The sequence below is a fragment of the Flavobacterium odoriferum genome, assembly GCF_025499515.1.
Classification (GTDB): Bacteria; Bacteroidota; Bacteroidia; order Flavobacteriales; family Flavobacteriaceae; genus Flavobacterium; species Flavobacterium odoriferum.
On the sequence record NZ_JAMKFA010000023.1, the window covers coordinates 1 to 19,759 of the forward strand.

Genomic DNA, 19,759 nt, shown 5'->3' on the forward strand with positions numbered 1-19,759 from the left:
GGATTTCTCTTCTACGGAATGACAATTGCTCGCATGGCGAGGAAGTATTGCTCGCAGTCGCGAGGGATTAGTGCTCGCTTTGCGAGCCAGTGGAATAGTTATCTGGAATACAAAGCGTCTTGTATAGCCCCGATGGGAACGGCATCCCACGCCTTAGCGCGGATATAGTGGACAGCGGGACTAGGAGTTTTATGGAATGCTGAACGGCTGCTTCAAATCTTTTTTAACATTATACCTTATATATATTGTATGGATTTTATTAAAGGTTTATATTTGCACCTTATAAATTTTAAAAAATGATAAAAGTTACTTTACCCGACGGGTCGGTTAAGGAGATGGCTCAAGGAGTTACTCCAATGGATGTTGCGAAAAGCATTAGTGAAGGTTTGGCTAGAAACGTGATTTCGGCTTCTTATAATGGTACCACTATTGAAACGACGACGACCTTAACGACGGACGGTACACTTATATTATATACTTGGAATGACAAAGAAGGTAAGAAAGCTTTTTGGCATTCGACTTCGCACGTGATGGCACAAGCTTTGGAAGAAATTTTCCCTGGTATTAAATTAACGCTTGGACCTGCGATTGATAATGGTTTCTATTACGACGTAGATTTTGGTGATAAAAAAATTACGGATGCGGATTTCAAAAAGATTGAAGACCGTGTGTTAGAAATTTCAAGAGAGAAACATGAATTTAAAATGCGTTCGGTTTCTAAAGCGGAAGCATTGGAAGTTTATAAAAATAATGAGTATAAAACTGAGTTGATTTCGAACTTAGAAGACGGAACGATTACGTTCTGCGATCATGCCAACTTCTTTGATTTGTGTCGTGGTGGTCATATTCCGAATACAGGAATTATCAAAGCGATGAAAATTTTATCGGTTGCGGGTGCTTACTGGAGAGGTGATGAAAAAAATAAACAGTTAACTCGTGTTTATGGTATTTCGTTCCCAAAACAAAAAGACTTAACAGATTACTTAGAATTATTAGAAGAAGCAAAACGTCGCGATCATAGAAAATTAGGAAAAGAATTGGATTTGTTCCATTTCTCTCCAAAAGTAGGTCAAGGCTTACCGTTATGGTTACCAAAAGGTGCTGCTTTACGCGATAGATTAGAGCAATTCTTGAAAAAAGCACAGAAAAAAGCAGGTTACGAGCAAGTAGTTACGCCTCATATTGGAATGAAAGACTTGTATGTAACTTCTGGACACTATGCTAAATATGGTGCGGATAGTTTCCAACCAATTCACACACCAGCTGAAGGCGAAGAGTTCTTGTTAAAACCAATGAACTGCCCACACCACTGTGAGATTTATAACGCAAGACCATGGTCGTACAAAGATTTACCAAAGCGTTATGCTGAATTTGGAACGGTTTATCGTTATGAACAATCGGGTGAATTACATGGATTGACTCGTGTTAGAGGATTTACTCAGGATGATGCACATATATTTTGTACACCAGATCAATTAGATGCTGAGTTCAAAAATGTAATCGACTTGGTATTATATGTTTTTGGTTCGTTAGGATTTGAAAACTTTACAGCTCAGGTTTCGGTTCGTGATTTAAGTAATCCGGATAAATATATAGGTAGCGTTGAAAACTGGGAAAAAGCAGAAAATGCAATTATCAGTGCAGCGAAAGATAAAGGATTAAATTATGTGATTGAAGCTGGTGAAGCAGCTTTCTATGGTCCGAAATTGGATTTCATGGTAAAAGATGCTTTAGGCAGAAGTTGGCAATTAGGAACTATTCAGGTAGATTACAACTTACCAGAGCGTTTTGAATTGTCTTATAAAGGTGCGGATGACAAGTTACATCGCCCAGTTATGATTCACCGAGCGCCTTTTGGTTCGATGGAACGTTTTATCGCTATTTTATTGGAACACACGGCAGGAAATTTCCCAATTTGGTTGATGCCAGAGCAGGCTATAATCTTGTCTTTGAGTGAGAAATATGAAAATTATGCGAAAAAAGTTTTAGATTTGCTAGAAAATCACGAAATTCGCGCCCTAATTGACAACCGAAATGAAACAATCGGGAAGAAAATTAGAGAAGCGGAGATGAACAAATATCCGTTTATGCTGATTGTTGGCGAGGAAGAAGAGAAAAACGGAACCATTTCTGTGAGACAACGCGGACAAGAAGGAAAAGGAAATATATCGGTTACTATTGAGCAATTTGCTGCAATGATAAACGAAGAAATCAATAAAACATTAAAACAATTTTAAGTTTAACTAAAATAATAAAGCCATAGCAATTAGAAACAACAGAGGTTTTCAACCTCGCGAAGAGAAAAAAGCAGCACATCGTATCAATAATTTAATACGTGTTGCTGAAGTACGTTTAGTAGGTGAAAATATTGAACCAGGAGTTTACAAAATAGCTGATGCACTTCGTTTAGCTGAAGAGCAAGAGGTTGATTTGGTAGAAATTTCTCCAAATGCTGAACCGCCAGTTTGTAAGTTGATGGATTATGGTAAATTTTTGTACCAGCAAAAGAAGAGAGATAAAGAATTAAAAGCTAAATCAACTCAAATTGTTATCAAAGAGATTCGTTTTGGACCTCAAACAGATGAGCATGATTATGAATTTAAGAAAAAGAATGCCCTTAAGTTTTTACAAGATGGTGCTAAATTAAAAGCATTTGTATTCTTTAAAGGACGTTCGATTATCTACAAAGAGCAAGGACAAATTTTGTTATTACGTTTAGCTCAAGAATTGGAAGAGTTTGGAAAAGTAGAAGCGATGCCAGTTTTAGAAGGAAAACGTATGATTATGTACATTGCTCCGAAGAAAAAAGGAAAATAGTTTTAGTGATTAGTGACAAGTAATTAGTGATTAGTCTCTAAACTAAATAAATAGTGATTACTTAGTAATCCTATATGAAAAATAATAAGTAAGATAGATTATAAATACAGGAAGAAAATGCCTAAAATGAAAACGAAATCTAGTGCTAAGAAACGATTCAAAGTTACTGGTTCTGGAAAGATCAAAAGAAAACACGCTTTTAAAAGTCACATTTTGACTAAAAAATCTAAAAAGCGTAAATTAGCTTTAACTCACTCTGCTTTGGTTCACAAAACAGACGAGAGAAGCATTAAACAACAATTGAATATTATTTAATTCGTTGTTTGGTTAAAACAATTTAGTAACCCTGGAGTGGGCTGAACGAAGTACGAAGTATGAAAATACAAAGTACGAAGTTTATAAGTGTTGAGAAACCGCCTTACTGCAAAAAACATTTAAAATTATGCCAAGAGCAACAAATTCAGTAGCTACAAAAGCTAGAAAAAAAAGAGTATTAAAACAAGCCAAAGGTTTCTTTGGAAGACGTAAAAACGTTTGGACTGTAGCTAAAAACGCGGTAGAAAAAGCAATGTGCTATGCTTACCGTGATAGAAAACAAAACAAAAGAAATTTCCGTGCTTTATGGATTACGCGTATCAATGCTGGTGCACGTTTACATGGTATGAGTTATTCTCAATTTATGGGGAAAGCAAAAGCTAACAATATCGAATTGAACCGTAAAGTTCTTGCTGATTTAGCTATGAACCACCCAGCTGCTTTCACAGCTATCGTTAACAAAATTAAATAATTACGTCTAACTCAGTTTATCTTACTTATATATTAAACCCCGATGAAAATCGGGGTTTTTTATTTTAAGCACGGAATGCAATTACTCTCTATAAGGATAATGGATACGGAATGTGATTACGACCTAATTAATTATAATTTATTTTCCTTGCCTCAAAACTTCGTTTATTATTTTTTGATACTTTTCTTTAGTTTCCAAATTGTAATCAGATTTATTTCCACCAATTACGGTAATTTCAAAATTTTCCCAATCGTTAATATAAATCTTAACATTATTTGAAATTTTACTTTCTTGTTTGAAACTTTCAAATTTATTAGTCTTTTTGTTTACTCCAGACATTTCATATTCGCATATTCCTGTCGTAATTTCAGTTATTAATATTGGAACATTGTTATCTAGAAAAATTGCGAAATCTTTAGTATACTCTTTACAGTTTACATTTGAATCTATTTTATAGTTTATTCTTTTTATTTGATTTTCAATCTTAGTGAAATAAACTAAAGTATTAATCTCTGGAGAACAATTGAAACATAAATTTTGGTTGATTTCTGCTTTTTTAGCTATCTCATTTTCAATTCTAGAAACTTTTCTGTTAATTGATTTAAATTCTGAAGAGCAACTCGAATTTACCAAAATAAACAGAAGTAATCCTACTATTTTTTTCATATATAAATTTAATTTCTGTTTGTTATGTTTTAAGTTTTTAAGTCATTTATTTGGTGTGGTTTTGATTTTTTGATAATAAAAATGCGAAGATATTCGTTCACTAGCTGAGATATACTAAATAGTTTTTACTCATCCAAATATTCCTTACCTTCTTTAGACAACCAACCTTTTTGACCATTAGGTAATTCAAAACGTGCAAAGTTTCCTTGAAAATCTTCGAGTTTTTTGTAACGAAATTCTTTATGTAATGGAAAAAGTTTAACTAAATTATTTTTCTTCATCTTATAAAATGGATACTTGAACTCAACAAACTGTAAATCTTGATATTCATTAAAATTATTGAATTCTGAAGATGCGCTATTGTTTTTAAAATCTTCATTGTTTACAAAAAAGTTTCCTAAGTAACTCATTCCAAATGTTCCATTCTCTCTTTGGAAATAAACCACAGTATAACTAAAATCAACCATTTCTGTAATTCTAGTTTTATAGTTATCAAAGTGATAAAATTCACGATTAGATGAAATTGTATCTTTTGAATTGTTATTCTGAAAATAGAAATTCTTAATTCCAATTGCATTTGTTAAAGATAAAGTATCCGATTCGGTTTCGTTTGTTTCAAATCCAAAAACATCAAAATTTCTTGTTTTTAAAATGAATTTTTCTTTTGATTTAGAAATAGTTAATTCATACTTATACTCATGTTGTGGAGCTTCAGGAAGTAAAACTATTGGAAAAGAAAAACCTTTTTTTATTTCTTTACCTGTCCAATCTATCCATTTTAATTTATTCTTTTCAAGAATTTGCATACTTCCTAAATGTTCTTTAGAAGCTTGCACAGAAAACTTGTTTATTTTTTTAAATGATAAATTATATAAATCCATTTTATTATTGTTGAAACACTTAATTATCGAGCTTAATACAATTGAATCATATGCTTTTGAAATTAAAATTTCATTATGAATGTTTTTCAACCTAACTTTTTTTGACGGCAATGTATCAACAACAAAAAATTCATCTTCTAAATCATGGAATGCATGTTGTGAAAATTTATAGATTTCTTCATTATAGATTTTTAATTTCTCATTTTTAAATTCATTACTTTCTGAATCATATTGATGAATTATTTTATATGACTTATTGGTTGGAATAATAAATATCTCTTCATTATCATAAGTGTAAATAATTCTTTTATTCTCAAATTCAATAAAAATGAATGGCATGTATTCTTCAATTTCAGTATACTTATTTTTGTCCTCATACTTATTTGTAAAATAGGCAAAAAAATTCTTATTTATTAAGTACAATTTATATTCATCGTATTCTTTTTCATCATTACTATCACGATTTATATAATTGAAGCTTATTTTCTTTAAATCATCGAAATCATTATTTTCTTTGATATCAGAATAAGTAACAAAAGATTTTCCTTTAGAAAACAATTTCAATGATTCTTCTGAAATAGGATAAAGATTTGTTTCAATTGATTTCTTTGATTTGTTCAAAACAACATTAAATTTCATCTCAAAAAACTGATCGTCTTTTTTTATGATTATTCCTTTTCCTGGCATAACAAACTGCAATTCTCCTTCGGTAACTTTGTAAGTTTGTTGTCCAAAAGATAAAATGGAAAAAAGGAAAAATGATATGTAAAGAAGTTGTTTCATTTTTAATTAATCATTTTAATTTCTTCAATTATCTTATTTATTTTTGGTTTCTCAGTTACAAGATCTTTAATATATCTTCCATTCTCGTGTTTTATGAATCTATTTGCAACTTTATTATTTTGCCAATCTAAAACATATAATCCTGTTTCTGAAACTTGTTTTTCTTGGTCGGGACTAACCAAATAAACTATTAATGTCGGTGTTAAATTTTGCAAATAAATTGTTGTAATAGAGACCGAAATTTTCTCTCCATATTTATAATATCTGGCATAACTAACTTTCTTAATTTCACCATCTTTTTTGAAGATAGTTATAATTTTATTATCCGATGTACTTTCAGTATTTGTTGTTTTTTTTACTGTTTTAATTATTGAAATATCATTGTCAATTTCGTTTACTAATGCATCAATTTTTCTAATGTTAGAATCATTATACAAAGAGACTTTTGGATTGCCCCAAGTATCAAATAATACATATGCAAATTGATTATTAATTTTTACCAAGATGATTTTTAATCTGCTGTATTTGTCTCCAACATAGGAAAATAAAATCTTATAATCTTGTATTTCATTTTCAGCCATACAAAATGCAACAATTTCTTTATCATCTCTGAGATTTGTCTGCTTCCAGTTGTAAATTGATTGATTTTGGCCACCTCTAAAATAAAATTCTTCAATCTCTTTAGACTTTGTGACAATTAAATTATAATAAATTACATTTTTTTTGTCCTGTTCTAGATTTCCAGAACTTCTTACTAAGCGAAAGCCATTTTCGGTTTTATAGTAATAATACAATCCTAAATCTTTTTTAGGCTTAGAATTTTCTGAACATTCTCCACTTTGAATAATTTCTTCTAAATAAAAACAAATATAATTTTCGTCAATGATTTTATATTTCCCTTTAGTTGTAGTAAAACAATCATTTCCACATTCTGCACTATAACTACTTATAAATGTTTGGTCTGAATTAATTGAAATGTTATTTCCGTAATTTTCATCTCTATTTGTACTTTGTGGGCTTAATAAATATTCTTTGACTTCTGAATTGGCAATTAATTCATTTATCCTCCATTTGCCACTCAGGATTGTTATTTGAGAATTATGGATAATTTTTTCATAACCATCATAATTAGTTTGTTTCTGTGCACAACTATTAGTTAATACAAACAGTAACATTAAAAAAATATTTTTCGTAAACTTATATTTTATATTGAAGCGCATAGTTTTGGATTCGGTTTTCTTTTAAGAAGTGTCGTTTGAAAGTAGCACACATCTTGTTTATTTGATTAACAAACTCAAATATAATGAATATATCCAAGTATTATTAAACTTGAAATCATTATAACACAAAAAAAGTGCCACAAAAAGTACAAGATTTTATTCCCCAGAATTCAATACCTTTACACTTTTAAAAATACTACTTTGAATACAACCAAAACCATAACCGGCTTTCATCCGAAAAACAAACACCACGGCAATTACGATTTCAAAACTTTAATCCAATCCAATCCAGATTTAGCGCCATTTGTTGCGATGAATGAATATGAAACTGAAACGATTGATTTTGCGAATCCTGATGCGGTGAAAATGTTGAACAAAGCGTTGTTATTGCATTTTTATGGTTTGAAAAATTGGGATATTCCAAAAGGTTTTCTTTGTCCGCCTATTCCAGGACGAGCAGAGTATATTCATCAAGTTGCCGATATTTTAGAAGATACATACGGAACGATTCAAACGAAGCATAAAATTCGAATTTTAGATGTCGGAATTGGTGCGAATTGTATTTATCCAATTATTGGTGTATCGGAATACGATTGGCGTTTTGTAGGTAGCGAAATTGACAAACAAGCTTTTGAAGCGGCTCAGGAAAATATCAACTCCAATCAGAAATTAAAAGAAAACGTTACGTTGCGATTGCAAACATCCAAACGAAACATTTTCAAGAATATCATTCTTCCAGAAGATAAATTTGACATGACGATTTGTAATCCGCCTTTCCATAGTTCAAAAGAAGAAGCGAATAAAGGCACAATTCGTAAGAATAAAAACTTAGGTATTGAAGATTCTAAAAAACCAACATTAAACTTTGGTGGCGTAAATAACGAATTGTGGTGCGAAGGTGGTGAATTGACGTTCATCAGCAATATGATTTATGAAAGTGTGCATTTTAAAGCGCAATGCAAATGGTTTTCCTCGTTAGTTTCTAAAAAAGATAATTTAAAATCCTTGCTTTCGCATCTTAAAAAAGTAAAAGCTACCTATCAAATTACAGAAATGAAACATGGTAATAAAGTGAGTCGCATTTTGTTTTGGACGTTTAAGGAGGAGAAATAACTGTTAGTTTTTTTCTTGTATTTTAAAAATTATTATCTTTGAGTATAAAATTAGTTTCAAATGAAATCTGACGTAACATTATCCAACAAAAAAATAGAATTAATTCAGTGGTTATCTACTATTGAAGATGTTTCTATATTGAATAAAATAATGGAATTAAGAAAAAAAGAAAGTAAAGATTGGTGGAATTCTATCTCGGAAAACGAAAAAAAATCCATTGAAGCAGGATTAAATGATGCTGAAAATGGAAAATTAAACGATCATTCTCAAGCTAGGAAACTTTATGAAAAATGGCTTTAGAATTCGTTGGACTGATAATGCTTTAAAGGAATTAGCAGAAACTATTGCTTTTTTAGAAACATATTGGACAGAAAAAGAATTACGCAAATTATCAAACGCTCTCGATAAAACCTTGAATCTTATATCACAAAACCCATATTTTTTTCAATCATCTGATTTTAAAAAAGATATCAGAAGAGCAGTAATACTTTCATTAAATTCATTATACTATAGAATTAAAGACCAAGATGTAGAAATTCTTTCATTTTTTTCTAATAGACAAAAACCAACAAAAAGAAAATTGAAATAAAAAATTCTGCCAAGCTGAACTCGTTTCAGCTTCTCATAACTGATTCTGAAATCGAAGATTCAACGAAGTTAAACAAGTTCAGAATGACAAATTTCAAGACGATTTCTATTCAAAAACTTCCTCATTTTCTCCATCAAAGCTGGCAAAAACCATACTTGGATGCGAATCTTGATGAAAGATATTTCCTTGTTTATCAATTCCGATGGCTCCTGCAAAACCATCATAAGGTTTTAATTCGGCAAAGGTTTTTTCGAATGCTTTTTCTATTGAAAATCCGTCTGTAACGCGGGTTACAATTTTTGCTGCTGTGGCGTTACTTACGATGTCCTCGCCTACTCCAGTTAAACTTACCCCACAAAATTCGTTGGCATAATTTCCTGCTACGGTTGCTGAATCTGAGATTCTTCCTGGAATTTCAAATCCTTTTCCACCGGTTGAAGTCGCTACTGCAATTTTTCCGTTATTGTCTAAAGCTACACAACCTACGGTTCCCGTTCCTAATGAGGCTAATTTAGCTTCATATTCGGCTCTTCTTTGTGGAATTTCGGTTGAAAAAGGTTCAAATCCGTGTTTTCTGGCAAAATTTGTGGCACCGCTTCCTCCTAAGATTCGGTCATCGACATGCATTAAAACTTGTGCGACTTGGATTGGGTTTTTTACTTCTTCAATATTGATAACACCGCTCATTTTCTGCGATTCACCATCCATTAAAGAAGCACTCATTCTGATTTTTCCATCCGATTGAATTTGGGAACCAATTCCGGCATTGAATAATTCATCGTCTTCCAATTGAGAAACCGCATATACCACCGTTTCTAATGCCGAATGATTTTGCAAATACGCATACGAATCTTTCACAATGCGTAAAAGTGCTTGCTGCTTAGCTATTTTGGTTTCTAAACTGGTTGATGATTCCGAGAAAAATCCGCCGTGAATGATGATTTTTGACATAAACGTAAATTAAAAAGGAACACAGATTAAAGAAATTTTTAAATTAAAATCATTTCCATAATCTGTGTTCCAAAATTATTTTAATAAATTAAACGTATTGTGAAGAATGAATCGTCATTTTGAACGTATTCAAATCGAATTTATCATATTGACTCATAACGTGCGTAACCAAGTGATTGATTGAGATTGGCTGACCTAATTCAACTTGTGTTAAATTGGTGTCTTTTACTTCTCTTCCATCCACTAAAATTACTAATCCAGAACCGATGGCTTCCATTTGGCGACCATTTGTGATTAATAATCCAGTGTCTTCTCCTAAACCTATACCTAATACTTTTGGATTTCCTACCACCGCTTGAAACAAACGACCGATTCTTCCTCTTTGTACGAAATGCGTATCGATAACTACATCGTCAATTAATCCTAAACCAGAAGTGATTTTTACTTCACCTTTAAGCAAAGCTTCCGAACTACTTCCTTGATAAATCATATTGTTCGAAGCAGCCGCAGCACCAGCTGAAGTTCCTGCATAAATAAACTCTTCGTTTCTATATTTCGAAATTAGCAAATCATCAAAAGGCGTTCCTCCTAAAATAGAAGTCAAACGCAATTGATCGCCACCTGTAAACATAACTACATCAGCTGCTTTTAATCTTTCTAAGATTTCAGGATCGTTAGCTTGTTCTCTTTTCTCAATATATAAAACATCCACATTGTGAGCTCCTAAATAACTGAAGGCTTTTACGTATTCTGGGCCAATTTCTCTCGGGATTTTTGAAGCTGTTGTAATAACTTCTATGCGAGATTCCTCTTTATTTTTTGATTCTTTAATGATTCTTTTTAAGATTCCTGTTTCGAAAAAATTCAAATTCTTTGAAGCATCTTTATCCAAATTGGTTTCTGTAAAACTTCCTTTATCTACAGCACCACCAATGATTATTAATTTTCCTTGTATTTCCATGCTGTAAAAATAACTATTTCTTAATACTACACAAACCAAAATTTAAGAAAGAAATGAAACTTATTGCATACTTTTCAACAAATTAAAACTTACACAAGTAAATTCTTATAAATAGTTAAACGAACATTAATTCTATTAAATTTTTCATTTTTTTTCATAAAAGCTATCTCTATATTATAATATTTTCTATTTTTAACAAAATCATTACTACATTAAAAAAATCAATTTCTATTCTTTATGAAAATATTAAAAATACAAGCCCTTAGAGGTCCGAACATTTGGAGCGTTCAAAGAAAAAAATTAATTCAAATGCGATTAGATTTGGAAGAAATGGAACAATTTCCTACCAATAAAATCGAAGGATTTAGAGAGCGAATTGAAGCTATGTTTCCAACCATGATTGAACATCGTTGTTCAGAAGGTTGTAGAGGTGGTTTCTTTTCACGTGTTGAAAGAGGCACTTGGATGGGACATGTTATCGAACATATTGCCTTAGAAATCCAAACCTTAGCCGGAATGGAAACAGGTTTTGGAAGAACCAGAGAAACTAAAACACCAGGTGTTTATAATGTAGTTTTTAGTTATACCGAAGAAAACGTAGGCTTATTTGCAGCTGAAAGTGCTGTCGCTATTGCCGAATCTCTTATTGCAGGAACTGAATATGATGTAGAAGCGGATATTCAAAAAATGCGAGAAATTAGAGAGCGTGTTCGCCTTGGTCCTTCAACAGGAAGTATAGTGGAAGAAGCCGTTGCAAGAGATATTCCGTGGATTCGTTTAGGAACTAATTCACTCGTACAATTAGGTTACGGCGTGAATCAAATGCGTTTTCAGGCGACCATTACTTGTAAGACAAGCAACATTGCAGTAGATATTGCTTGTAATAAGGAAGAAACTAAGCGCATGTTAGAGATGGCTTCGATTCCTGTAGCAAGTGGTGGCATTTGTGTGGATGAAGAAGATTTAGAAAATGTAATTAAGAAAATTGGTTACCCAATTGTAATCAAACCTTTAGATGGAAATCATGGAAAAGGCGCTTCGATTAACGTAAAAAAGTGGGAAGATGCCGTTGCAGGGTTAGCTTACGCGAAAAATTATAGCCGAAGAGTTATCGTAGAAAAATTTATTACCGGTTATGATTTCCGTGTGCTGATTATTGATAATAAATTGGTAGCTGCTGCTAAAAGAGAACCAGCTCACGTAAAAGGTGATGGAACACATACGATTCAGCAATTAATTGAAGAAACAAATAAAGATCCAAGACGTGGTTACGGACATGAAAATGTGCTTACCCAAATTGACGTTGATAGAGATACAACCGATTTATTAGAAAAATTAGGCTATACATTAGAAACCATTCCTAGAAAAGACGAAGTGGTTTATTTAAAATCAACTGCTAATTTGAGTACTGGTGGAACTTCGGTTGATGTAACCGATATGATGCACCCAGAGAATATCTTCCTTTGCGAGCGCATTTCGCGTGTGATTGGATTGGATATTTGTGGTGTGGATATTATGGCAGAAAACTTAACGCAACCATTGAAAGAAAATGGTGGTTGTATTTTAGAAGTGAATGCAGCACCAGGATTTAGAATGCATTTAGCGCCATCGGAAGGTTTACCAAGAAATGTGGCTGCTCCTGTAATTGATATGCTGTATCCTCCAGGAAAACCAAGTCGTATTCCAATTATTGCCGTAACTGGAACCAATGGAAAAACTACGACAACTCGATTAATTGCTCATATTGTAAAAAATAACGGATATAAAGTTGGTTTCACGACTTCTGACGGAATTTATGTGCAAAATCACATGATGGAAAAAGGTGATACTACTGGACCGATTTCGGCAGAATATATTTTAAAAGATCCAACTGTGGAATTTGCTGTTTTAGAAACGGCTCGCGGTGGAATTTTAAGAGCAGGTTTAGGTTTTAGTCGTTGTGATATTGGTATTGTCACCAACATTCAAGAAGACCATTTAGGATTAAATGATATTGATACCTTAGACGATTTGGCAAGAGTAAAAGCTACTGTAGTTAAAAGCATCAAAAAAGATGGCTGGGCTATTTTAAATGCCGAAGACGAATATTGCATGAAACTTGTTAAAGATTTAAGTTGCAATATTGCTTATTTTAGTATGGATGAAAATTCAGCTGTTGCCAAACAATTAGCTAAGGAAGGAAAAATTGTGGCGGTTTATGAAAATGGTTTCATCACCATCAAAAAAGGCGAATGGAAAATTAGAGTGGAAAGAGCTACTCACGTTCCGTTGACGTTAGGTGGAAAAGCAAAATTCATGATTGCAAATGTTTTAGCAGCCACTTTAGCAGCCTATTTGCAAGGATTCAAAACTGAAGACATTAGCTTATCATTACAAACATTTATTCCAAGTGCAGCACAAACTCCTGGAAGAATGAATATTTTCGAATTCAAGAAATTTAAAGTATTGATTGATTTTGCTCACAATCCTGCTGGTTATCGCGGGGTGGAAGAATATTTATCTTCTGTAGAAGCTACCAAGAAAATCGGAATTATTGCAGGTGTTGGCGATAGAAGAGACGAAGACATTAGAGAATGTGCCACAATTGCAGCACGAATGTTTGATCATATTATCATTCGCCAAGAAAAACACTTACGTGGTAGAACCGAAGAAGAAATCAACAATCTTATTATGGAAGGAATTGCTGCAAGTGGCAAAACCGTTACACATGAAATCATTACGAAAGAAGTTGAAGCTTTAAAACACGCTATTAATAGTGCCGAAGATGGAAGTTTTATAACTGCTTTAAGTGATGTTATTACAAATGCTATTGAGGTTGTTCAAGACTATTTAGACAAAGAAAACGAAGAAGCATAATAAAAGTTAATTCTTAAATATAAATCCCGATTTCATAAAAATCGGGATTTTTTATCCTATTCGCAAACCATTTTCAACAGGTTTATCTGACGATAATAAAACAATATCATTGTCATTTCCTACTGAACCCAAAACCAAACATTCGCTCATAAAATCAGCAATTTGTTTCTTTGGAAAATTTACCACAGCAATAATTTGCTTTCCAACTAATTCTTCCTTGCTGTATTGTTTTGTAATTTGTGCCGAAGATTTTCTTAAACCAATTTCAGTTCCAAAATCAATGGTTAGTTGATAAGCTGATTTGTTTGCTTTTGGAAAATCATTCACTTCAATGATAGTTCCAACACGCATTTCTATTTTATCAAAATCATTCCAACTAATCATTGCTAATTATTTTACAGTTGGTTTGTTTTCGTTGTTCCAGTTCGTAATTCCACCTTCCAAATCAGTAATCGTAGTAAAACCCAATTCTTTTAAACGTTCAGAAGCTCTTGCACTTCTTCCACCAGATTTACAATACACCATCACCGGTTTTGATTTGTCTAATGAAGCTACTTGCGCATCAAAATCCTCTGCCATAATGTTGATATTTTTAGCATTTTCAAGATGTCCTTGGCTAAATTCTTCTGGAGTTCTTACATCAATTAATTGTACTTCTGGCTGTTTTAATTGTTTTTCATAAGTAGCAATATCAACCACTTGCACACCTTCTACTTGTTTTTTAATACATGATGTTAAACTCATCAATACAACAAATACACTTAAAATTCTTAATTTCATTTCTTACTTTTTAATTTGTTTAAATATACAAAAAAATATTAATTCAACTGATTTTGAATTATAGCAACCAAATCTTTAGTACTCAAAACACCCGATTGTCTCCAAAGCATTTTACCCGATTTAAACAGCATCAACGTTGGAACTCCTCGCACCATAAAATGACTGGCTAAATCTTGATGTTGGTCTACATTTATTTTAATTATTTTTACATCATCTTTGATGATTCCTTTAACTTCTTGTAAAATTGGAGACATCATTTTACATGGACCGCACCAATCTGCATAAAAATCGACCAAAATTAATTGATTGGAATTTATTATTTCTTTAAACTTCGCATTCATGTATTTTTCTATTTATTATTTTCAAAGGTATTGATTTTACTACCTTTTGTATGTAATATTTGTTACATAAACCCAATATGATAATTATCATTTTTTGTTTTATAAGGCTGTTATATCTTCGTATTCTGAAAAAAATGTTTCCGCTATGCAAGTTTCTTTAGTACAAAAATATAACGTTCCAGGTCCTCGATACACGAGCTACCCTACCGTACCTTATTGGGAAGAAGATTATTTCCATGTTGAAGATTGGAAAAAATCATTACTTCAATCCTTTAAAGAATCAAATACTACCGAAGGAATTAGCTTGTATATTCATTTGCCATTTTGCGAAAGTTTATGCACATTTTGTGGTTGCAATAAACGAATTACAAAACGTCACGAAGTTGAACATCCTTATATTTTAGCAGTTTTAAAAGAATGGCGAATGTATTGCGATTTGTTTCCAAGAAAGCCAATCATTAAAGAAATTCATTTAGGAGGCGGAACACCAACTTTTTTTTCACCTGAAAATTTAGAATTATTGATAAACGGAATTTTTAAATTTGCTGATAAAGCAAAAACATATGAATTTAGTTTTGAAGGACATCCAAATAATACCACACGCCAACATTTACAAAAACTATACGATTTAGGATTTAGACGTGTTAGTTTTGGTGTGCAAGATTATTCAGAAAAAGTTCAGCAAGCCATTCATAGAATTCAACCTTTTCATAATGTTGCAAAAGTTACTTTTTGGGCAAAAGAAATTGGATATACTTCGATTGGTCATGATTTGATTTTTGGCTTACCATTTCAAACGTTAGAAAATGTAATCGATACAATAGATAAAACTAAATCCTTACAACCAGACCGATTAGCTTTTTATAGTTATGCGCACGTGCCTTGGATCAAAGGCAATGGTCAACGTGGATTTAATGATGAAGATTTGCCAAAAGATGACGAAAAACGCAAATTATATGAAGAAGGAAAAAAATTGTTAGCAAAAAACGATTACCATGAAATTGGAATGGATCATTTTGCCTTGAAAAACGATAGCATGTTTACTTCTTTTAATGAAGGAAAATTACACCGAAATTTCATGGGATACACGGCTTCAAAAACAAAATTAATGATAGGACTTGGTGTTTCTTCAATTAGCGATAGTTGGTATAGTTTTGCTCAAAATGAAAAAACAATCGAAGATTATTATGCGCGTTTAGAAGCCAATCAATTACCTGTTTTTAGAGGACATTTACTTACTCCAGAAGATTTAGTAATTAGAAAACATATTTTAAATTTAATGTGCCAGTTTACAACTTCTTGGAACGATACGTCAATGCAATTTCCTGAATTAGATGAAATTCATGCAAACTTAGAAGAAATGGAAACTGATGGCTTATTGAAATTCTTAGATCATGGAATTATCGTAACCGAAAAAGGAAAACCTTTTGTACGTAACATTTGCATGGCATTTGATTTACGTTTAAAACGAAAAGCACCAGAAACCAAGCTATTCTCAATGACAATTTAAGTTAAACCTGAAACTTGAAACTTAAAATCAAAAAACTACTCATATCGAATATAAGCTGGTTTGCCTAATTGAAAATCATTCAATGTTAAATCGGTGTTTTCAAACGAATTGGTTTTTAAAATATTATCGCCTTCAAAAGGTATTGACGGATAATATGAAAACGAAATTTGAAAGCTATTAAACACTAAAAAATCGTTGTTTATTTGAACGCCAACACTAAATTTTGAATACACTTTACTTGCAAAAAGTGCTTTTTCTTCGGCTAACGAACCCATCGAAATATTCAAATATGGACTAAAACGAAATCCATACCAACTTCCAGGAACATATGATTGTGTTTGTAACGAAAAAACCCATTTTTGCGAACCTAAAATTCGATTATTAAAACCTTCAATGCCATAATAATTATTCAATGACAATTGATCTTTGAAAGAAGCATCGCGATTGTTTCCCCAAATATAAGTGGGTTTTATAAACTGTCTAAAACGCCATTTTCCCCAGTTTATTAGCGGACTAAAATAATTAAATCCGACCTTAAAAGCAGTTTGCTCTGTAATACTTTTGTTGTAAAAACTTCCCCATTCAATAAAACTACTTAAATAACCAAAATTATATTTTTTACCGTGCGAAATCATAATCCCAGAATACAATCTAGAAATATCATTTTTATCTTGGTAACCAAAAATTAGAGCAATATTCTGCCCGTAAGGAATATCTTCAATAATATCATAATTAAAAATATATTTATCCTGATAAAACTGTTGCTTCGAAATACCTACATAACCAATTATATTATTTTCAGACGTAAAAAAAGAACTTGAATCTAATAATTCATTGGGCTTTCTTAAAAAAGCTTTTCTATTATAACTAATTGCAGTAATTAAATTGGTGTAAACATCAGTTTTAAAACGCTTTTCCTTAATTTTAAATGCTCTACCGTACCAATATTCTTGAAATTCAAATTTTACAGGTTCAGCTACTAATGAATCTGAAACAGGAAAAAATTCGGTACTCAAAGTATTTCCGAAATAAACACCTCCAGCATTTTTAGCATAAACTGAATAAAAAGGGCGAGATAAATTTACACTTCGACGGCTGTTATTATTGAATTCATTAGTATATTCTAAATCTAACTTAATGAAACTATTTTTAATATTATTGATAGTGTATCGTGCAAAAACGGCTTGCTCTTTTGGCGAAAACTTATTCTCAAGATTTCCTGCAATTTGATGACCAAAACCAAATAAATTTCTTTCGGTCAACTTTACACTACTTTGATTGCTTGAATAACTTCCGTTTGGAATTAGGCTCCATGAATCTAAAACACGTACTTTAACATCAATCGAGTCATTTGTTGTCCCCAAAAATATCGGAGTAACTTTAACTTCACGAACATAGCGCTGACTTCTAATTAAACGTTCTGATTCTTTTAAAATTAACGAATCACAAAGTTCATTTTTTCTAAAAAGTAGTAAATTCCGAATGGTAAATTCTTTAGTTTTCAAATGAATTGAATTACCAAAACGTTCAAATCCATTTCTTGGTTTTTTATTCTCATTAGAAACCGATTGCCCAAAAGGATCTAAAGTTTCAATAATAATATTCCGAATAATCTTTCCATTTGACTTATTAGTAATCAAAGGTTTCTCAATAGGTTTCCTATCTGGAATTAAATTTTCTGCTTTTAACGCCGAAGAACGAAAAAGAAGTTTATATACAAATTTGTTGAACTTACTCTTCTTAGACAAATCATGAATATCTTGATAAATTGCAGCTGTACTGTCATTTTCTTTTACTTGAGCAAAAACGCCCTCGCAAAAAAAACAAAAACAAAACAAAAAATAAATTACAATTTTCTTATCCATAATTAAGTAAACTCCTTTTTATACAATTTTAGTATCAACAATTTTGTAAAGTAAATAAAAATGTAACAAACAACGTTACATCGCAAAAAAAATCATTACAAAAAGTTTATGTACCTTTGCACAAATTTAATACCCTTTATGAAAACGTTCAAAGAATTCGATTTACCAAAATCACTACAAAAAGCATTAGACGAATTAGGTTTTGTTCACGCTACGCCTATTCAAGAAAAATCGCATGCTGTAATTCTTTCAGGAAGAGACATGATGGGAATTGCACAAACAGGAACTGGAAAAACCTTTGCTTATCTACTACCTATTCTAAAACAATGGAAATTTCAAAATAACGAATCGGCAAGAATTGTAATTTTAGTTCCAACGCGTGAATTAGTAGTACAAGTTGCGGAAGAAGTTGAAAAACTAACCAAATATATGAGTGTTAGAACACTTGGAATTTATGGTGGTGTCAACATCAATACGCAACGAAAAGCATTAGCTCAAGGTGTCGATATTTTAGTAGGAACGCCAGGTCGTGTAATGGATTTAGGTTTAGATGGTGTTTTACGATTTGACGAATTACAAAAATTAGTCATTGACGAATTTGACGAAATCCTAAACTTAGGTTTCCGTGCGCAATTGACTTCGATTTTATCGATGATGCGTGGCAAAAAACAAAACATCTTATTTTCGGCAACCATGACCGAAGAAGTAGATGCCATGTTAGATGAATATTTCGAATTCCCAGAAGAGGTTTCATTAGCACAAAGCGGAACACCATTAGAACAAATTGAACAAATCGTATATCAAGTTCCCAATTTCCTTACCAAATTAAACATGTTGAAACATTTGGTTCGTGAAACCGAAACCATGGAACGTGTTTTAATTTTCGTAAACAACAAACGTATTGTTGATTTGGTTTTTGAAACCTTAGATGAAGAATTTCCAGAACAATTTGGGGTTATTCACTCGAATAAATCGCAAAATTATCGTTTGAATACGATGGCATCTTTTCAAGCGGGCGAATTAAGAGGTTTGGTTACGACCGATATTATGGCGCGTGGTTTAGATATTTCTGATATTACACACGTTATCAATTTACAATTTACCGAAGAACCTGAAAAATACATGCACCGTATCGGTAGAACAGGTCGTGCCGATAAAACAGGTATTGCAATCAGTTTGGTTTCACCAAGTGAAGTAGAAAGTAAAATTGAGGTAGAATTGTTAATGAATACTGAAATTAAAGAATTTCCACTTCCAGAAGATTTAAAAATCGAAGAACGTTATTTAGACTTCGAAAAGGAAAAGAAAAAAATGAAATTCTTGTTGAAAACACCTAAAAAAGAAGGTGGAGAAGCCTTTCACAAGAAAAAAGATAAAAATGCCAAAGTAAACCTTGGCGGTCCAGGAAAACGTAAACCACGTAAAACCGAATCGAGAAATAGAAACATCGAACGTAAAAGAGACGAGAAAAGAAAGAAGAAATAGACAACTTTTGCCATACTGAACTAGTTTCAGCATCTAAAATCTGTGAAAACTTCTCAAATCCGTGTCATCTGTGTTCCAAAAAATTAACGCACAACATTTTCTGAAATCTAAATTCTAATTTCTAAATTGAATTTTGTACTTTTGACAAATTCTA

At 31.9% G+C, this 19,759-nt stretch carries 19 protein-coding genes; 10 read left to right on the forward strand and 9 right to left on the reverse strand.

From position 1 onward, the window contains the following. The first annotated feature begins 296 nt into the window (after nucleotides 1-296). From thrS to rplT, 4 genes are all read left to right on the forward strand, one after another. Complete coding sequence (gene thrS, locus M9Q43_RS13080; RefSeq protein WP_262319315.1) at nucleotides 297-2,237, forward strand: threonine--tRNA ligase; 1,941 nt, start codon at nucleotides 297-299, stop codon at nucleotides 2,235-2,237. Between the two features lie 28 nt (nucleotides 2,238-2,265). Further along, a complete protein-coding gene (infC, locus tag M9Q43_RS13085; protein ID WP_262319354.1) occupies nucleotides 2,266-2,817 on the forward strand; it encodes a translation initiation factor IF-3 in 552 nt (183 codons plus the stop codon). A 117-nt stretch (nucleotides 2,818-2,934) separates the two neighbouring features. After that, nucleotides 2,935-3,132 carry a 50S ribosomal protein L35 gene (rpmI, locus tag M9Q43_RS13090; RefSeq protein ID WP_153200121.1) on the forward strand — a complete coding sequence of 66 codons (198 nt, stop codon included), beginning with the start codon at nucleotides 2,935-2,937 and terminating at the stop codon, nucleotides 3,130-3,132. 127 nt (nucleotides 3,133-3,259) lie between these two features. Next, on the forward strand, nucleotides 3,260-3,604 hold the full coding sequence (rplT, locus tag M9Q43_RS13095) for a 50S ribosomal protein L20 (protein ID WP_133610711.1): 345 nt from the start codon (nucleotides 3,260-3,262) through the stop codon (nucleotides 3,602-3,604). A gap of 138 nt (nucleotides 3,605-3,742) precedes the next feature. On the opposite strand, the gene M9Q43_RS13100 is transcribed toward rplT, so the two are convergent. The 3 genes from M9Q43_RS13100 to M9Q43_RS13110 all read right to left on the reverse strand — a co-directional run bounded on the left by M9Q43_RS13100 (nucleotide 3,743) and on the right by M9Q43_RS13110 (nucleotide 7,109). Continuing rightward, nucleotides 3,743-4,270 (reverse strand): hypothetical protein, encoded by a 528-nt coding sequence (locus M9Q43_RS13100; RefSeq protein WP_262319316.1) that lies wholly within the window; start codon nucleotides 4,268-4,270, stop codon nucleotides 3,743-3,745. Nucleotides 4,271-4,395: 125 nt separating this feature from the next. Next, nucleotides 4,396-5,934, reverse strand: coding sequence for a hypothetical protein (locus M9Q43_RS13105; RefSeq protein WP_262319317.1), 1,539 nt, complete (start codon nucleotides 5,932-5,934; stop codon nucleotides 4,396-4,398). Between the two features lie 2 nt (nucleotides 5,935-5,936). Further along, entirely contained in the window at nucleotides 5,937-7,109 is a 1,173-nt protein-coding gene (locus tag M9Q43_RS13110) for a hypothetical protein (RefSeq protein ID WP_262319318.1), read from the reverse strand. A 246-nt stretch (nucleotides 7,110-7,355) separates the two neighbouring features. Here M9Q43_RS13110 and rlmF point away from each other — a divergent pair, with 246 nt between their 5' ends. From rlmF to M9Q43_RS13125, 3 genes are read left to right on the forward strand one after another with little or no spacing between them, the layout of a single operon-like run. After that, nucleotides 7,356-8,267 (forward strand): 23S rRNA (adenine(1618)-N(6))-methyltransferase RlmF, encoded by a 912-nt coding sequence (gene rlmF / locus M9Q43_RS13115; protein WP_262319319.1) that lies wholly within the window; start codon nucleotides 7,356-7,358, stop codon nucleotides 8,265-8,267. A 60-nt stretch (nucleotides 8,268-8,327) separates the two neighbouring features. After that, nucleotides 8,328-8,567 carry a hypothetical protein gene (locus M9Q43_RS13120; protein WP_262319320.1) on the forward strand — a complete coding sequence of 80 codons (240 nt, stop codon included), beginning with the start codon at nucleotides 8,328-8,330 and terminating at the stop codon, nucleotides 8,565-8,567. Then, nucleotides 8,551-8,856, forward strand: a complete 306-nt coding sequence (locus tag M9Q43_RS13125; RefSeq protein ID WP_262319321.1) for a type II toxin-antitoxin system RelE/ParE family toxin — start codon at nucleotides 8,551-8,553, stop codon at nucleotides 8,854-8,856. The genes M9Q43_RS13120 and M9Q43_RS13125 overlap by 17 nt, the downstream gene beginning before the upstream one ends. A 105-nt stretch (nucleotides 8,857-8,961) precedes the next feature. On the opposite strand, the gene M9Q43_RS13130 is transcribed toward M9Q43_RS13125, so the two are convergent. After that, on the reverse strand, nucleotides 8,962-9,807 hold the full coding sequence (locus tag M9Q43_RS13130; protein ID WP_262319322.1) for an isoaspartyl peptidase/L-asparaginase: 846 nt from the start codon (nucleotides 9,805-9,807) through the stop codon (nucleotides 8,962-8,964). A gap of 88 nt (nucleotides 9,808-9,895) precedes the next feature. After that, on the reverse strand, nucleotides 9,896-10,768 hold the full coding sequence (locus M9Q43_RS13135; protein ID WP_262319323.1) for a cyanophycinase: 873 nt from the start codon (nucleotides 10,766-10,768) through the stop codon (nucleotides 9,896-9,898). A gap of 237 nt (nucleotides 10,769-11,005) precedes the next feature. Here M9Q43_RS13135 and cphA point away from each other — a divergent pair, with 237 nt between their 5' ends. Beyond that, nucleotides 11,006-13,624, forward strand: a complete 2,619-nt coding sequence (cphA, locus tag M9Q43_RS13140) for a cyanophycin synthetase (RefSeq protein ID WP_262319324.1) — start codon at nucleotides 11,006-11,008, stop codon at nucleotides 13,622-13,624. Between the two features lie 51 nt (nucleotides 13,625-13,675). Here cphA and M9Q43_RS13145 read toward each other — a convergent pair whose 3' ends face one another. Genes M9Q43_RS13145 through trxA form a run of 3 tightly spaced genes read right to left on the reverse strand, consistent with a single transcriptional unit; the run spans nucleotide 13,676 to nucleotide 14,745 of the window. Continuing rightward, nucleotides 13,676-14,008, reverse strand: coding sequence for a tRNA-binding protein (locus M9Q43_RS13145; RefSeq protein ID WP_262319325.1), 333 nt, complete (start codon nucleotides 14,006-14,008; stop codon nucleotides 13,676-13,678). A 6-nt stretch (nucleotides 14,009-14,014) separates the two neighbouring features. After that, a complete protein-coding gene (locus tag M9Q43_RS13150) occupies nucleotides 14,015-14,404 on the reverse strand; it encodes a rhodanese-like domain-containing protein (RefSeq protein WP_262319326.1) in 390 nt (129 codons plus the stop codon). Between the two features lie 38 nt (nucleotides 14,405-14,442). Beyond that, nucleotides 14,443-14,745, reverse strand: coding sequence for a thioredoxin (gene trxA / locus M9Q43_RS13155; protein ID WP_262319327.1), 303 nt, complete (start codon nucleotides 14,743-14,745; stop codon nucleotides 14,443-14,445). A gap of 145 nt (nucleotides 14,746-14,890) precedes the next feature. Here trxA and hemN point away from each other — a divergent pair, with 145 nt between their 5' ends. After that, nucleotides 14,891-16,255, forward strand: a complete 1,365-nt coding sequence (gene hemN / locus M9Q43_RS13160; protein WP_262319328.1) for an oxygen-independent coproporphyrinogen III oxidase — start codon at nucleotides 14,891-14,893, stop codon at nucleotides 16,253-16,255. Between the two features lie 35 nt (nucleotides 16,256-16,290). On the opposite strand, the gene M9Q43_RS13165 is transcribed toward hemN, so the two are convergent. Further along, nucleotides 16,291-18,120: a BamA/TamA family outer membrane protein gene (locus M9Q43_RS13165; protein WP_262319329.1), complete on the reverse strand. Its 1,830-nt coding sequence runs from the start codon at nucleotides 18,118-18,120 to the stop codon at nucleotides 16,291-16,293. Between the two features lie 138 nt (nucleotides 18,121-18,258). On the opposite strand from M9Q43_RS13165, the gene M9Q43_RS13170 reads away from it, so the two are divergent. Further along, nucleotides 18,259-19,605, forward strand: a complete 1,347-nt coding sequence (locus M9Q43_RS13170) for a DEAD/DEAH box helicase (RefSeq protein WP_262319330.1) — start codon at nucleotides 18,259-18,261, stop codon at nucleotides 19,603-19,605. Nucleotides 19,606-19,759: the final 154 nt, after the last annotated feature.

Coding starts and splice junctions, on each gene's coding strand:
- thrS (WP_262319315.1), top strand. CDS start 297: ATGATAAAAGTTACTTTACCCGACGGGTCGGTTAAGGAGATGGCTCAA.
- rpmI (WP_153200121.1), top strand. CDS start 2,935: ATGCCTAAAATGAAAACGAAATCTAGTGCTAAGAAACGATTCAAAGTT.
- rplT (WP_133610711.1), top strand. CDS start 3,260: ATGCCAAGAGCAACAAATTCAGTAGCTACAAAAGCTAGAAAAAAAAGA.
- M9Q43_RS13100 (WP_262319316.1), bottom strand. CDS start 4,270: ATGAAAAAAATAGTAGGATTACTTCTGTTTATTTTGGTAAATTCGAGT.
- M9Q43_RS13105 (WP_262319317.1), bottom strand. CDS start 5,934: ATGAAACAACTTCTTTACATATCATTTTTCCTTTTTTCCATTTTATCT.
- M9Q43_RS13110 (WP_262319318.1), bottom strand. CDS start 7,109: ATGTTACTGTTTGTATTAACTAATAGTTGTGCACAGAAACAAACTAAT.
- M9Q43_RS13120 (WP_262319320.1), top strand. CDS start 8,328: ATGAAATCTGACGTAACATTATCCAACAAAAAAATAGAATTAATTCAG.
- M9Q43_RS13125 (WP_262319321.1), top strand. CDS start 8,551: ATGAAAAATGGCTTTAGAATTCGTTGGACTGATAATGCTTTAAAGGAA.
- M9Q43_RS13130 (WP_262319322.1), bottom strand. CDS start 9,807: ATGTCAAAAATCATCATTCACGGCGGATTTTTCTCGGAATCATCAACC.
- M9Q43_RS13135 (WP_262319323.1), bottom strand. CDS start 10,768: ATGGAAATACAAGGAAAATTAATAATCATTGGTGGTGCTGTAGATAAA.
- cphA (WP_262319324.1), top strand. CDS start 11,006: ATGAAAATATTAAAAATACAAGCCCTTAGAGGTCCGAACATTTGGAGC.
- M9Q43_RS13145 (WP_262319325.1), bottom strand. CDS start 14,008: ATGATTAGTTGGAATGATTTTGATAAAATAGAAATGCGTGTTGGAACT.
- M9Q43_RS13150 (WP_262319326.1), bottom strand. CDS start 14,404: ATGAAATTAAGAATTTTAAGTGTATTTGTTGTATTGATGAGTTTAACA.
- trxA (WP_262319327.1), bottom strand. CDS start 14,745: ATGAATGCGAAGTTTAAAGAAATAATAAATTCCAATCAATTAATTTTG.
- hemN (WP_262319328.1), top strand. CDS start 14,891: ATGCAAGTTTCTTTAGTACAAAAATATAACGTTCCAGGTCCTCGATAC.
- M9Q43_RS13165 (WP_262319329.1), bottom strand. CDS start 18,120: ATGGATAAGAAAATTGTAATTTATTTTTTGTTTTGTTTTTGTTTTTTT.
- M9Q43_RS13170 (WP_262319330.1), top strand. CDS start 18,259: ATGAAAACGTTCAAAGAATTCGATTTACCAAAATCACTACAAAAAGCA.